Here is a 12,913-nt window from a genome sequence, read left to right as displayed (position 1 = left end):
CAGTTTTAAAAATGAATATGAATAATAATGATTGTTGCCGTCTGAAAAATCCCCAGTTGGGTATGACGTTAATAGAAGTCTTGGTCGCCATGTTCGTTCTGACCATCGGTATTTTGGCGTTGCTGTCTGTGCAGTTGCGGACGGTTACTTCTGTTCGGGAAGCGGAAACCCAAACGATTGTCAGCCAGATTACCCAAAACCTGATGGAAGGAATGTTGATTAATCCGACCATTGGTTCGGATAGCGGTAAAAAGGCCTACACGCTTTATATGAAGAAAGGTGTTTCCTCCGCCAATGATGGTGAGTTTACGATTGATGCCATAAAAACTAAGGAGCAGTTGGCAGAGGCACAATTGAAGAGATTTAGTTATGAGCTGAAAAATGCCTTGCCGGATGCTGCCAATATTTATTATGCCGTCTGTAAGGATTCGTCGGGTGCCGCCCCGACATTGTCAGGCAAAGGTTTTTCTTCAAATTGTGACAATAAAGCAAATGGAGACACCTTGATTAAGGTATTGTGGGTAAAAGATTCGGAAGGACAGTCGGACATTGACTCTACCAATCTGAAAACCCATGGTAACAATATTGTGTATACCTATCAGGCAAGGGTCGGAGGTCAGGAATGAAACGTAAAATACTAGTCATACCAAATGGTTGTGATAGTGGCATGAAAGGTTTTACCATTGTTGAATTTCTGGTCGCAGCCCTGCTCAGTATGATTGTTTTGATGGCAGTCGGTTCAAGTTACTTCACATCCCGAAGATTAAATAATGCGGCAAGCGAGCGTCTTTCTGCTCAGCAGGATTTGCGTAATGCGGCAACATTGATTGTTCGCGATGCAAGAATGGCGGGTAATTTCGGCTGTTTTAATATGGCTGTAAATCCTTCAAGTGCCGTTATTTCCGATAAAACTGAGAAAAATCCCTTCTTTGCCTTGAAAAAGGGTAATTTGGATAAACTGATTCCCGTTGCCGAATCCACGGATATTAAATATCCGGGCTTTAGTCAGTCTGGAAAGGCATTGATTTTCCAGTACGGTATTGATGATCTTGATGCGAGTGCCGAGACTGTTGTGGTTAGCAGTTGTTCTGCAATAGCAAAACCGGGTAAGAAAATATCTACCTTGGGGGAAGCAAAGAGTGAATTAAAGATTACGGACAATACACAAAATGGAAATATCACCCGTCAAAAACATGAGGTTAATGCCTATGCGGTCGGCAAGATTTCTAATGAGGAAGGTTTGTTCCGTTTTCAATTGAAGGATAATGGGCAGTGGGGTAATCCTCAGTTGTTGGTTAAAAAGATTAATAAAATGGATATACGGTATATTTATGTTTCCGATTGTTCTCTGGTAGAGGGTGATGGAAAAGTAGAGAAGTTCAAATATACGGATACATTTGATATTTCGCAGGCGGCAGTTACACCTGCTGAGGTTGAGATTTTGTTGAATAGCGGTAAGCTTGCTGCCTCTGCCGACAATGAAGTTTATGCTTACCGTATCAATGCGACAATACGCGGGGGGAATGTATGCGCAAACAGAACGCTTTAATGAAAGTTTCACTCCCTTGCAGGCAGAAAGGGTTTGCACTGTTCATCGTTTTGATGGTGATGATAGTAGTAGCTTTCCTGGTTGTTATTGCCGCCCAGTCTTACAATACCGAGCAAAGGATAAGTGCCAATGATTCGGACAGGAAATTGGCATTGACTTTAGCAGAAGCCGCGTTGAGGGATGGTGAGCTTCATGTTTTGGATTTAGAGGAGAAAGAAGTTACATTCGGTGAGAATTGCACGGATGGGTTGTGCGCTGCTCCGGATGTACGGACGACTACCGATTCTAAGGAAAAATTCGGTAATATTACGGTTGAAGGCAATCCTAAGATTGAAGCATGGAAGCGTTTTTGCCCTAATAATTCGGCAAACCTCTGTATCGACCAAGGAAAGGAATATGGAAAAGGGGTGGAGGGTGTCAGTAAGATGCCGCGTTACATTATCGAGTATCTGGGTGTAGAAAATAGTCGGAATATTTACCGCGTTACCGCTAAGGCGTGGGGAAAAAACTCTAATACCGTAGTTATCCTTCAGTCTTATGTGAGTAATGAATGAGTGAGAAAATGAAGCAAAACGGGTTTACATTGGTTGAGCTGATGATTGTCGTGGCCATACTCGGTATCATTAGTGTCATTGCCATACCTTCATATCAAGATTATATCGAGAGGGGTTACCAATCCCAGCTTTATACGGAGATGGTCGGTATCAATAATGCTTTCAGGCAGATTATTGTGAAGAATCCGGGAAAAAGTAATCAGCAGCTTGAAACGGAACTGAAGAAGTTTGCACCGGCCTATAAGATGAACCCGAAAATTGCCGAAAAATATAGTGTTTCGGGGGAATTTGTCAATGCAGCAGAATCAAGGGCATACAGGTTGGTAGGTGTTCCGAAGGCAGGGACGGGTTATACTTTGTCGGTATGGGTGAACAGCGTGGGCGACGGATATAAATGCCGTGATGCGGCTTCTGCCAAAGCTTATAAGGAACAGCTATCCGGAAAGGCCGGTTGCGAAATTTTATCTAACCGTAAGAATAAGAAATAGGATTGTTTGGAATGCCGTCTGAAATCAATTTTCAGACGGCATTTTGTATGGGCATTTTGAAATGAATTATGTCATCAACCATCCCAAGATGCCTGACGAGCCGACCCCTATCAATACGGTAACCAACATAGAAAAGCGGCCGGCTGCCAAGGTGGTTAATGCGATGGCAATAAGTTCGTGCGGCTTGTCAGATACAAAATAGGGGGCGATAACGGAAATGAGGACGCAGCCCGGCGCGGCTTCCATAATGGTTTGGGCGCGGCGGCTTAAGGTTCGGTTACGCAGTGTAAAAAAGCCGATCAGTCGGGTAGAGTAGGTGACGGCAAGCATGCAGGAAAACAACAGGAATGATTGGAACGACAATAAATCTTTCATTTCCGCCCACTCCAAAAATAAGCGGACAACAGGCCTGATAGTGTGCCTGCAGGAACATACCACGCACCATCAACGGTCAGGTAAACGGCAGATGCAACAAACAGGCTGACAAACCAAGGTCTTGATGCGGAAAAACTTTTCCACATCCCTCTCAATAAAACCAGAAATACGGCAGGAAACGCCATGCCGAATCCCCAGGCGGCCACATTGCCGAACATAGGTCCTACTGCCGCGCCGAAAGTAGCAAATCCTATCCAAGTAATGTAGAGGATAAAGCATACGCCCATATAAAAAGGCATATTGAATGCGGGCAAGCCGGCTGCTTTCCGTTTTTGGATTTCGGAGAATGCCATGGCCCAGCTTTCATCACACATAAAAAACAGTGCGGGCACGGCTTTTTTGAGCGGTATTTCTTTCATGTGCGGGGCAAGTGCCGCCCCCATCAGGATATGTCGCGAATTAATCATAAAGGTTATGGTGGCGATGAGCAGTATCGGCAGAGGTTTCGCCCACAGGTTGACCGTTGCAAATTCGGAGCCTCCGGCAAAGTTCATACCGGTCATCAGCAACATCTCCAGCCAACTAATGCCTTTTTGCCCACCCTGCATACCGAGTATTAATGCCCAGGGCAGAAGTCCGATAAGTATGGGTGAGCTTTCTTTTATGCCGCGTATAAATTCGTTACGGGGCGAGCTTATGTGTGTCATGTTAATATTGATATGCAAGAAGGTCGGGCATTATACACAGACGGTGTATTTCAAAACAAAACCTATTTGCTGTGTTTCAGTGTAAACACGGCTTGTGTATAATCCACCATCTTTAGACAGACCGACAGTATGCGGGAGTAAGGCAATGAATATTGAAGTAGAAATGAAAGTATTGGACGAACGGATGGCGGATTTTGTCCCTACCTATGCGACAGCGGGTTCTGCCGGTTTGGACTTGCGCGCCTGTTTGGATGAGGAAGTTGTCTTGCAGCCGGGTGAAACGTTTCTTGTACCGACAGGTTTGGCAATTTATTTGGCCGATCCTGCATATGCTGCCGTTTTGCTGCCCCGTTCCGGATTGGGGCATAAACACGGTATTGTCTTGGGTAACTTGGTCGGTTTGATTGACTCCGATTATCAAGGGGAATTGAAGGTGTCGTTATGGAACAGGGGCAGTGAACCGTTTGCCGTCAAGCCGTTCGAGCGTATCGCGCAGATGGTCGTCGTGCCAATCGTGCAGGCGCGTTTCAAACGTGTCGAAGAATTTGTCGGAAGCAGCCGGGGAGAAGGCGGTTTCGGCAGTACGGGTTTGCATTGAATATAAAATGCCGTCTGATGGGTGCCGTCAGGTTCAGACGGCATATCTTCCCAATATACCGGTAATCGGAGAACATTATGAATACCTTACTCAACCAACTCAAACCATATCCCTTTGCCCGACTGCGTGAAGCGATGCAGGGTATTTCCGCTCCTGAAGGTCTGGAAGCCGTCCCCCTTCATATCGGCGAGCCTAAACATCCGACACCGAAAGTCATTACGGATGCGCTGACCGCCTCATTGCACGAGTTGGAAAAATATCCGCTGACGGCCGGTTTGCCTGAACTGCGTCAGGCGTGTGCAAACTGGTTAAAACGCCGTTACGATGGTTTGACAGTAGATGCGGATAATGAAATTTTGCCGGTTTTAGGCAGTAGGGAAGCCCTGTTTTCTTTTGTCCAAACCGTATTGAATCCCGGTTCGGACGGCATGAAACCCGTCATCGTCAGCCCGAACCCTTTTTATCAAATTTACGAAGGCGCGGCAGTTTTGGGCGGCGGGGAAATCCATTTTGCCAACTGTCCCGCACCGTCTTTCAATCCGGACTGGGGCAGCGTTCCCGAAGAAATTTGGCACCGCACCAAGATGGTATTTGTTTGTTCGCCCAACAATCCCAGCGGGAGTGTGCTGGATTTGGACGATTGGAAAGAAATTTTCGATTTGCAGGATAAATACGGCTTCATCATTGCATCAGACGAATGTTATTCAGAAATCTATTTTAACGACAACAAACCTTTAGGATGTCTGCAAGCTGCAGCGCAATTGAAACGGGGCAGGGAAAAACTGGTTATGTTTACCAGTCTTTCGAAACGTTCCAACGTACCCGGTTTGCGTTCCGGATTTGTTGCAGGAGATGCGGGATTACTTAAAAATTTCTTGCTTTACCGAACTTATCACGGTAGCGCAATGAGCATTCCCGTGCAGCGTGCCAGTATTGCCGCCTGGAATGACGAACAACACGTTATTGACAACCGCCGCCTGTATCAAGAAAAGTTTGAACGGGTTATTCCTATCCTGCAACAGGTATTTGACGTCAAATTACCGGATGCCTCGTTTTATATTTGGTTGAGGGTTCCGGATGGCGACGATTTGGCATTTGCGAGAAAATTATGGCAAGAAGCCGCTATTCAGGTTTTGCCGGGGCGTTTCTTGGCACGGGATACCGAGCAGGGGAATCCCGGGGAAGGTTATGTCCGTATTGCCTTGGTTGCAGATGTTGCAAGTTGTGTCAAAGCTGCGGAAACCATTGTTTCCCTATATCGGTAAAGAATAAAAAATGCCGTCCGGACTTTTCCTGACGGCATTTTTTAATACTATCAAGATGTATTTATTATAACGGTATTTACATCACAATTAATTGGCTTGCCTGAGGATGCTTTTAAATCTAAAATTCCGACGTTTGACACTATACCGAGCAGATTATGTTTTTTGTCCTTTCCCCTGCGAAAAACCTTAATGAAAAAGATCCATCCCCCGTTCGCGAATGTACCCAACCCGATCTTTTGGCAGAATCTGAAATCCTGATGCGCCAACTGAGGGAACTTGCCCCTCAACAAATTGCAGAGTTGATGCACGTTTCAGACAAAATCGCACTCTTAAACGCCGAAAGAAATACAGCGTGGCACATACCGTTTACGCCGGAAAACGCCAAACAGGCAGTCTTTATGTTCAACGGCGATGTTTACGAAGGTATGGATGCAAACACATTGAATACCGATCAAATACAATATCTGCAAAACCATGTCCGTCTGCTTTCGGGGTTGTACGGTCTTCTGCGTCCACTGGACCTGATGCAGCCCTACCGCCTGGAAATGGGAACGCCCTTCGCCAACTCGCGCGGGAAGAACCTGTATGAGTTTTGGGGAGACATCATTACAAACCTTTTAAATGACACGCTTGCCCAAACAGGCAGCAATACGCTTATTAACCTTGCCTCACAGGAATATTTCAAGTCTGTTAATGTAAAAAAACTTCGGGCGAGGCTGATTACACCGATATTTAAAGATGAGAAAAACGGTAAATATAAAATCATCAGTTTCTATGCCAAGCGCGCACGCGGATTAATGGTGCGCTATGCGGCCGAGCATCATATTACCGATCCTGAAATGCTGAAGTGTTTTAATTATGAAGGTTATGCATTTAATGCAGCCGCCTCAAATGAAAACGAATGGGTATTTATGAGGTCGGAACAAATCAAGTAAAAACAAAAAAGTAGGTATTTTTTGAAAAAAACACTTGGCAAAATATACGAACTTTATTATCATTCTAGCTTCAAGAAAACGGAAGCGTGGCAGAGCGGTTTAATGCAACGGTCTTGAAAACCGTCGAGGGTTGATAGCCCTCCGTGAGTTCGAATCTCACCGCTTCCGCCATTTCTTGAGAGTAAAACCAAATAAGAATGCAATAGTGGCAAATATTGTATTTTTATTTGGTTTTACTGCATTATCGGAAACGTGGCAGAGAGGCTGAATGCAGCGGACTCGAAATCCGCTGAGGGTGCAAATCCTCCGTGGGTTCGAATCCCACCGTTTCCGCCAGAAAACATTAACCGCCGGAAATCATGGCGGTTTTTTTTGTTTGTGTCGTGTCAATTACCATAAAAAATCATTGCGTTATATTATCAAATCTCGTTAAATTAGATCAGGCGCATTCATGCTGATTCTTTTTTGTTCGATTTTTTTTAATGGTAATGTGCATGGTAATTTTTAGAGCATTGAGGAATGACTATAATGGCTACAGCCTCCCTCCGCTTGCTGCTAATAGGTTAGGGATACAAGGCTGAGAGACGGGCTTGATAAGCCGGTACGTTTTGAGATGAAGATGCCGTCTGAAATTATTGTTTCAGACGGCATGGCTATTGCTGATGCGGCTTTATTCGCAATTCAGGTCTCGGGTTTTTTCTGCAAATGAATCCATGGCGATTTGGCACAGTTGCTTGCGCTGATTCAAGTCGGCAGCAGGTAGGGCTTGGAATAGGAATTTAGTGTTGTTGCGTGCAAAATTTGCCTTGTTTCCGGCTTTGTTGTAACAGGTTTCGGCGCGTTTGAAATATTGTTGGCAAATCGGAGGCAGCTCATCCATAGTCAGGGGTTTACTCTTATGCATGCCGTGTGCAGATGCAGGAAGGATGGTTGCTAAAAGAGCGCTGCCGATCAGGATAGTTGGAATAGCTTTCATATTATTGTCTTTTCCTAGGGTAAAAACTAAAGATTATATTATTTATAATCAATGAGTGTTGCGTTTAATCATAATCAGGCAGATAGGAATAACTAATGCCGTCTGAACGATAAATGTTCAGACGGCATTTTTGCCTTTATGGTTATAAGGTGTTTAGTGCCTGATTAAAGGTTGCGCTTGGACGCATCGCTTGTGCGGCTTTTTCAGGATTGGCTGCGTAGTAGCCACCGATGTTGACCGCTTTGCCTTGTACGGCAGAGAGTTCTTCAACGATTTTGGCTTCGTCGGCAGTCAAAGCGGCTGCCAGCGGCGCAAACGCTGCTTTCAGTTCGGCGTCTTTGTCTTGTGCTGCCAATTCTTGCGCCCAGTAGAGGGTGAGGTAGAAGTGGCTACCGCGGTTGTCGAGTTCTCCTGCTTTGCGTTTAGGCGATTTGTCGTTCAACAGCAGTTTTTCGGTGGCTGCATCCAAAGTGTCGGCGAGGACTTGGGCTTTGGTATTGCCGGTTTTTTGCGCCAAATGTTCAAACGATACGGCGAGTGCGAGGAATTCGCCCAAAGAGTCCCAACGCAAGTGGTTTTCTTCGAGGAATTGTTGAACATGTTTCGGTGCAGAACCGCCAGCGCCGGTTTCAAACATACCGCCGCCATTCATCAATGGAACGATAGACAGCATTTTCGCGCTGGTACCCAGTTCCAAAATTGGGAACAAGTCGGTCAGGTAGTCGCGCAGGACGTTACCGGTTACGGAGATGGTGTCTTCGCCGTTTTTCAGACGACCCAAGCTGAACTTGGCGGCTTCTTCGGGAGCGAGGACGCGGATGTCGAGGCCGTCGGTATCCAGTTCGGCAAGGTAGGCTTTAACCTTGGCGAGTAGGCTCTTGTCGTGCGGACGGTTTTCGTCGAGCCAGAACACGGCTGGTGTATTGCTCAGACGGGCGCGGTTGACGGCGAGTTGTACCCAGTCTTTAACCGGAGCGTCTTTGGTTTGGCACATACGCCAGATGTCTCCGGCTTCAACGTCGTGTTGCATCAGGACATTACCTGCTGCATCAACCACTTGAACTTGACCGTCAGCTTCGATTTCAAAAGTTTTGTTGTGCGAACCGTATTCTTCGGCTGCTTGTGCCATCAGGCCGACGTTAGGAACGGTACCCATGGTTGTCGGATCGAATGCGCCGTGTTCACGGCAGAAGTCGATGGTTGCTTGGTAAACACCGGCGTAGCTGCTGTCAGGAATGACGGCTTTGGTGTCTTGCGCTTTGCCGTCTTTATCCCACATACGGCCGGAGTTGCGAATCATCGCAGGCATAGAAGCATCGACGATGATATCGCTAGGAACGTGCAGGTTGGTGATGCCTTTGTCGGAATCAACCATGGCCAAATCAGGGTTGGCGGCGTAAACGGCGGCGATTTCGGCTTCGACGGCAGCGCGGGTGTCCGAATCCAGTTTGTCCAGATTGGCAAGCAGGTTGCCGAAGCCGTTGTTGACGTTGACGCCTGTGGCAGCCAGTTTGTCGCCGAATTTTTCAAAGACAGGCGCAAAGAATACTTTGACGGCGTGTCCGAAGATAATCGGGTCGGACACTTTCATCATGGTAGCTTTCATGTGCAGCGAGAACAAAACGCCTTTTGCTTTCGCGTCTTTTACTTGCTCGGCAAGGAAGGCGAGCAGGGCTTTTTTGCTCATCACGGTCGCGTCGATAATTTCGCCGGCTTTCAGGGCGACGGGCTCGCGCAACTCTTTCTTGTTGCCTTGGTTATCGGTGAACACGATGGATACGGAAGTCGCATCGGGTACGGTAACAGATTGTTCGTTATGGAAAAAGTCGCCGCTTTGCATGGTGGCAACGTGGGTTTTAGAGTCTTTCGCCCATGCACCCATGCTGTGCGGATTTTTTTTCGCAAAGTTTTTCACTGCCTTAGGTGCGCGACGGTCGGAGTTACCTTCACGCAGGACAGGATTTACCGCGCTGCCTTTGATGCGGTCGTAGCGTTCGCGTACAGCTTTTTCTTCATCGGTTTGAGGGTCGGCAGGATAATCGGGGACGGCAAAGCCTTTAGACTGCAATTCTTTAATCGCGGCAGTCAGTTGAGGTACGGATGCGCTGATGTTCGGTAGTTTGATTACGTTTGCATCGGGTTGTTTCACCAGTTCGCCCAATTCGGCAAGCGCATCAGGTACGCGTTGCGTTTCGGTCAGGTATTCTGGAAACGCCGCCAAAATACGGCCGGAGAGAGAGATGTCGCTGGTTTTGACATCAATATCGGCGTGGCGGGTAAACGCCTGCACGATTGGCAGCAGGGATTGGGTCGCCAATGCAGGAGCTTCGTCGGTATGGGTGTAGATAATGGTGGCTTTGCTAGTCATGGGATATTCTCTTGTAGGTTAGGTTCTTCTTTTCGAATGCGGCGCAAAAGGCGCGCTGCGTGGCTATTATTGCATATTTCTGCAGGCTTGGGATATGTGTCCGAATAGGGTTTAAATGTGAAAATGCCGTCTGAAGGAGGTGCAGACGGCATGTTTTTTATTCCGGTGCGCGGAAGCTGTCATGGCAGGATTTGCAGCTTGAGCCGGTTTCGCTGTAGGCGGCTTTGATTTCATCCAGTTTGCCGGTTTGCGCTGCGGCATTGAGTTTCTCGACGGCTGCTGCGAAATTTTCTTCTTCGGCTTTGAATTTTGCAGCATCCGACCAAACGGCGGGCAGTGCGCGTCCGTTGCCTTGCGGATCGGACTCAAAAAGTGTGAACGGTTTCTTACTGCTTTCGGCAAACGCCGCCGCCGCCTGTTTGAATTTTTCGACATCGTAAGGTTCTTCGTCTTTGACCATTTTGCCCATGCGTGTGAATTCGGGCATCATGGATTTGAACGCGGCAGTACGGTTTTCGGAAATTTCACCTTTGGGTTGGGAAGGTATTCCGCTGCCTCCGCAGGCGGAAAGGAGCAGTGTGATGGCGGCGGCAGCAAGGCTGATTTGGGTTTTCATGTTGAATGTGTCCTGTTGTGGTGGTATGGTTGTTTTGAATCAGGCGGCCATGCCGTCTGAAAGTCGCAATGATACCTGAAACGGGTTTGGGAAACGAGCAAAGAAAGGAAAACGGATGACGGTTTTGATTACGGGTGCTTCTGCGGGTTTTGGCGAGGCGATGTGCCGTGCGTTTGTCGGGGCGGGTTACCGCGTAATCGGTGCAGCGCGCCGTACGGACAGGCTTCAGGTTTTGGCGGATGAGTTGGGCGGGCTGTTTCATCCTTTGGAAATGGATGTGTCGAGCCGCGAATCGGTAGAAAACGCCTTAAATGTGATTCCGGAAGCGTTCGCAGACATCGACTGCCTCATCAACAATGCGGGTTTGGCATTGGGTTTGGATACGGCGGATATGGCGGATTTCGGAGATTGGGAAACGATGATTCAGACTAATGTGTTGGGTCTGACGTTTCTAACGCGCAAGATTTTGCCGAACATGGTGGCTCGGGGAGGCGGTTATGTGATGAACCTGGGTTCGGTTGCAGGCAGCTATGCCTATCCGGGCAGTAATGTTTATGGCGCGACTAAAGCGTTTGTACGTCAGTTCAGCCTGAATCTCCGCGCCGAATTGGCAGATAAAAATATCCGTGTTACCAATATCGAGCCGGGTTTGTGCGGCAATACGGAGTTTTCCAACGTGAGGTTTAAAGGTGATGATGCGCGTGCGGCAGGCGTGTATGAAGGTGTGGCATTCATACGCCCCGAAGATATTGCGGATACGGCATTGTGGCTGTACCGGCGTCCTGCCCACATGAATGTGAATACAATTGAAATTATGCCTGTGGCCCAGACTTTTGCGGGTATGAGGGTAATTAAAAAGGATATGCCTGAAGTTCGTGGAAATTTTGAGAAGCAGAGTATGTCGCTGTTTGCCCGCATTAAGTCTTGGTTTAAATGAGGGAGGGAGATGCCGTCTGAACGGACGGCATCTGTATGAAGCCTATATCAGGCCGGTCAATTTTGGATTGCCGTCTTTGGGAATCGGGCGCGGATTGCCTTCTGCATCGATGGCAACATAAGTGAATACGGCCTCGGTTACGAGATGACGCTCTTCGGTAACATGATCGTTCATCAGGGTTTTGACCCAGACTTCGATTTTGAGCTGGAGGGAAGTGTTGCCTACACGGACGCAATGCCCGTAGCAGCAGACGACGTTGCCGACTTTGACAGGGCGGATAAAGTTCATTTCTTGAACGGCAACGGTAACGATGCGTCCCTGTGCGATTTCTGCCGCCAGTATGCCGCCGCCCAAATCCATCTGCGACATAATCCAGCCACCGAAAATGTCTTGGTTGGGATTGGTGTCGCGCGGCATGGCAACGGTACGCAGGAGTAGCTCGCCTTGAGGATGTAGGCGTTTGTCTTCTTCATGCTGCATGGTATTTCCTTGTTTCTCTGAAGTTCGTTTATTGTACGATGTTTTCGGAAAGCATGAGAAGGATGTTGTCCGGTTTAATTTTTAGGGGGAAAAATGTATCCGATAAGGGAGCCTTTAAACAGCGGATATCTGCGTGTATCCGATATTCATGAAATCTATTGGGAAGAGTCGGGCAATCCTGAGGGTGTGCCGGTCATTTTTCTGCATGGCGGACCGGGCGCGGGCGCTTCTGTCGCTTGTCGAGGTTTTTTCAATCCTGAGCGGTTCCGTATCATCATTATCGACCAGCGTGGTTGCGGACGTTCCCGACCGTATGCATGTGTGGAAGACAACACAACTTGGGATTTGGTGGCAGATATCGAAAGAGTCCGTGAAATGCTGGGTATCAGGAAATGGCTGGTGTTCGGCGGTTCTTGGGGCAGTACTTTGTCGCTGGCTTATGCCCAAACCCATCCCGAACGGGTAAAGGGATTGGTATTGCGCGGTATATTCCTGTGCAGGCCGTCTGAAACGGCCTGGCTGAACGAGGCAGGCGGCGTAAGCCAGATTTATCCCGAGCAATGGCGGCGTTTCCTTGCGCCGGTTGCCGAAAACAGCCGCCATATGTTGATTCAGGCATATCATGAAATGCTGTTTCATGAAGATGAAGAAGTATGTTTGACCGCGGCCAAGGCTTGGGCGGATTGGGAAAGTTACCTGATTCGTTTCGAACCTGAAGAGGTGGATGAAGATGCTTATGCCTCACTGGCGATTGCGCGTTTGGAAAACCATTATTTTGTCAACGGCGGTTGGTTGCAGGGTGATAAGGCGATTTTGAACAATATCGGTAAAATACGGCATATCCCGACCATTATCGTACAGGGGCGGTATGATTTGTGTACACCCATGCAGAGTGCGTGGGAGTTGTCGCAAGCGTTTCCGGAAGCTGAATTGAGGGTGGTGCAGTCCGGGCATTCTGCATTTGATCCGGCGTTGTCGGAGGCACTGGTAGGGGCGGTTGAAGATATTTTGCCCCGGCTGTTGTAAAAGTCCCGCACAAAAAAGCAGCTTCCGTTTGGAAGCTGC

At 47.9% G+C, this 12,913-nt stretch carries 15 protein-coding genes and 2 tRNA genes; 11 read left to right on the top strand and 6 right to left on the bottom strand.

The window, feature by feature from the left end; genetic code table 11:
* Positions 1-17: 17 nt before the first annotated feature.
* The 4 genes from pilV to DQM57_RS04710 are packed head-to-tail and all read left to right on the top strand — an operon-like array spanning position 18 to position 2,591.
* Positions 18-626: a type IV pilus modification protein PilV gene (gene pilV / locus DQM57_RS04725; RefSeq protein ID WP_167395535.1), complete on the top strand. Its 609-nt coding sequence runs from the start codon at positions 18-20 to the stop codon at positions 624-626.
* Positions 623-1,549: a PilW family protein gene (locus DQM57_RS04720; protein ID WP_108043583.1), complete on the top strand. Its 927-nt coding sequence runs from the start codon at positions 623-625 to the stop codon at positions 1,547-1,549. The genes pilV and DQM57_RS04720 overlap by 4 nt, the downstream gene beginning before the upstream one ends.
* Entirely contained in the window at positions 1,528-2,103 is a 576-nt protein-coding gene (locus DQM57_RS04715) for a pilus assembly PilX family protein (protein ID WP_111727130.1), read from the top strand. Before DQM57_RS04720 ends, DQM57_RS04715 begins: the two co-directional genes overlap by 22 nt.
* 8 nt (positions 2,104-2,111) lie before the next feature.
* Entirely contained in the window at positions 2,112-2,591 is a 480-nt protein-coding gene (locus DQM57_RS04710; protein ID WP_197711733.1) for a PilX family type IV pilin, read from the top strand.
* 66 nt (positions 2,592-2,657) lie between these two features.
* Here DQM57_RS04710 and DQM57_RS04705 read toward each other — a convergent pair whose 3' ends face one another.
* Positions 2,658-2,966 carry an AzlD family protein gene (locus tag DQM57_RS04705; protein ID WP_108043586.1) on the bottom strand — a complete coding sequence of 103 codons (309 nt, stop codon included), beginning with the start codon at positions 2,964-2,966 and terminating at the stop codon, positions 2,658-2,660.
* On the bottom strand, positions 2,963-3,673 hold the full coding sequence (locus DQM57_RS04700; protein ID WP_108043587.1) for an AzlC family ABC transporter permease: 711 nt from the start codon (positions 3,671-3,673) through the stop codon (positions 2,963-2,965). The genes DQM57_RS04705 and DQM57_RS04700 overlap by 4 nt, the downstream gene beginning before the upstream one ends.
* 145 nt (positions 3,674-3,818) lie before the next feature.
* Between DQM57_RS04700 and dut the strand changes: the two genes are divergently transcribed.
* From dut to DQM57_RS04675, 5 genes are all read left to right on the top strand, one after another.
* Positions 3,819-4,271 (top strand): dUTP diphosphatase, encoded by a 453-nt coding sequence (dut, locus tag DQM57_RS04695; protein WP_003674996.1) that lies wholly within the window; start codon positions 3,819-3,821, stop codon positions 4,269-4,271.
* Between the two features lie 77 nt (positions 4,272-4,348).
* Positions 4,349-5,536: a succinyldiaminopimelate transaminase gene (gene dapC / locus DQM57_RS04690; protein ID WP_108043588.1), complete on the top strand. Its 1,188-nt coding sequence runs from the start codon at positions 4,349-4,351 to the stop codon at positions 5,534-5,536.
* Positions 5,537-5,691: 155 nt separating this feature from the next.
* Positions 5,692-6,471: a peroxide stress protein YaaA gene (gene yaaA, locus DQM57_RS04685; RefSeq protein WP_108043589.1), complete on the top strand. Its 780-nt coding sequence runs from the start codon at positions 5,692-5,694 to the stop codon at positions 6,469-6,471.
* Positions 6,472-6,551: 80 nt separating this feature from the next.
* A tRNA-Ser gene (locus tag DQM57_RS04680) sits at positions 6,552-6,642 on the top strand.
* 75 nt (positions 6,643-6,717) lie between these two features.
* Positions 6,718-6,807, top strand: a tRNA-Ser gene (locus DQM57_RS04675).
* Between the two features lie 334 nt (positions 6,808-7,141).
* On the opposite strand, the gene DQM57_RS04670 is transcribed toward DQM57_RS04675, so the two are convergent.
* The 3 genes from DQM57_RS04670 to DQM57_RS04660 form a co-directional block, all read right to left on the bottom strand.
* Positions 7,142-7,447, bottom strand: a complete 306-nt coding sequence (locus DQM57_RS04670) for a hypothetical protein (RefSeq protein WP_107996674.1) — start codon at positions 7,445-7,447, stop codon at positions 7,142-7,144.
* Positions 7,448-7,589: 142 nt separating this feature from the next.
* Positions 7,590-9,815 carry an NADP-dependent isocitrate dehydrogenase gene (locus DQM57_RS04665; RefSeq protein WP_111727127.1) on the bottom strand — a complete coding sequence of 742 codons (2,226 nt, stop codon included), beginning with the start codon at positions 9,813-9,815 and terminating at the stop codon, positions 7,590-7,592.
* A gap of 157 nt (positions 9,816-9,972) precedes the next feature.
* Positions 9,973-10,431, bottom strand: coding sequence for a c-type cytochrome (locus DQM57_RS04660; RefSeq protein WP_107960340.1), 459 nt, complete (start codon positions 10,429-10,431; stop codon positions 9,973-9,975).
* A gap of 115 nt (positions 10,432-10,546) precedes the next feature.
* On the opposite strand from DQM57_RS04660, the gene DQM57_RS04655 reads away from it, so the two are divergent.
* Positions 10,547-11,368, top strand: coding sequence for an SDR family oxidoreductase (locus tag DQM57_RS04655; RefSeq protein WP_111727125.1), 822 nt, complete (start codon positions 10,547-10,549; stop codon positions 11,366-11,368).
* A gap of 42 nt (positions 11,369-11,410) precedes the next feature.
* On the opposite strand, the gene yciA is transcribed toward DQM57_RS04655, so the two are convergent.
* Positions 11,411-11,848: an acyl-CoA thioester hydrolase YciA gene (yciA, locus tag DQM57_RS04650; protein WP_003675015.1), complete on the bottom strand. Its 438-nt coding sequence runs from the start codon at positions 11,846-11,848 to the stop codon at positions 11,411-11,413.
* 93 nt (positions 11,849-11,941) lie between these two features.
* Here yciA and pip point away from each other — a divergent pair, with 93 nt between their 5' ends.
* Positions 11,942-12,874, top strand: a complete 933-nt coding sequence (gene pip / locus DQM57_RS04645) for a prolyl aminopeptidase (protein ID WP_111727123.1) — start codon at positions 11,942-11,944, stop codon at positions 12,872-12,874.
* Positions 12,875-12,913 lie beyond the last annotated feature (39 nt).

The sequence above is a fragment of the Neisseria cinerea genome (assembly GCF_900475315.1).
Taxonomy (GTDB): domain Bacteria; phylum Pseudomonadota; class Gammaproteobacteria; order Burkholderiales; family Neisseriaceae; genus Neisseria; species Neisseria cinerea.
The sequence above is the reverse complement of the archived record's forward strand: the minus strand, read 5'-3'. Positions and strand labels throughout refer to the sequence as shown.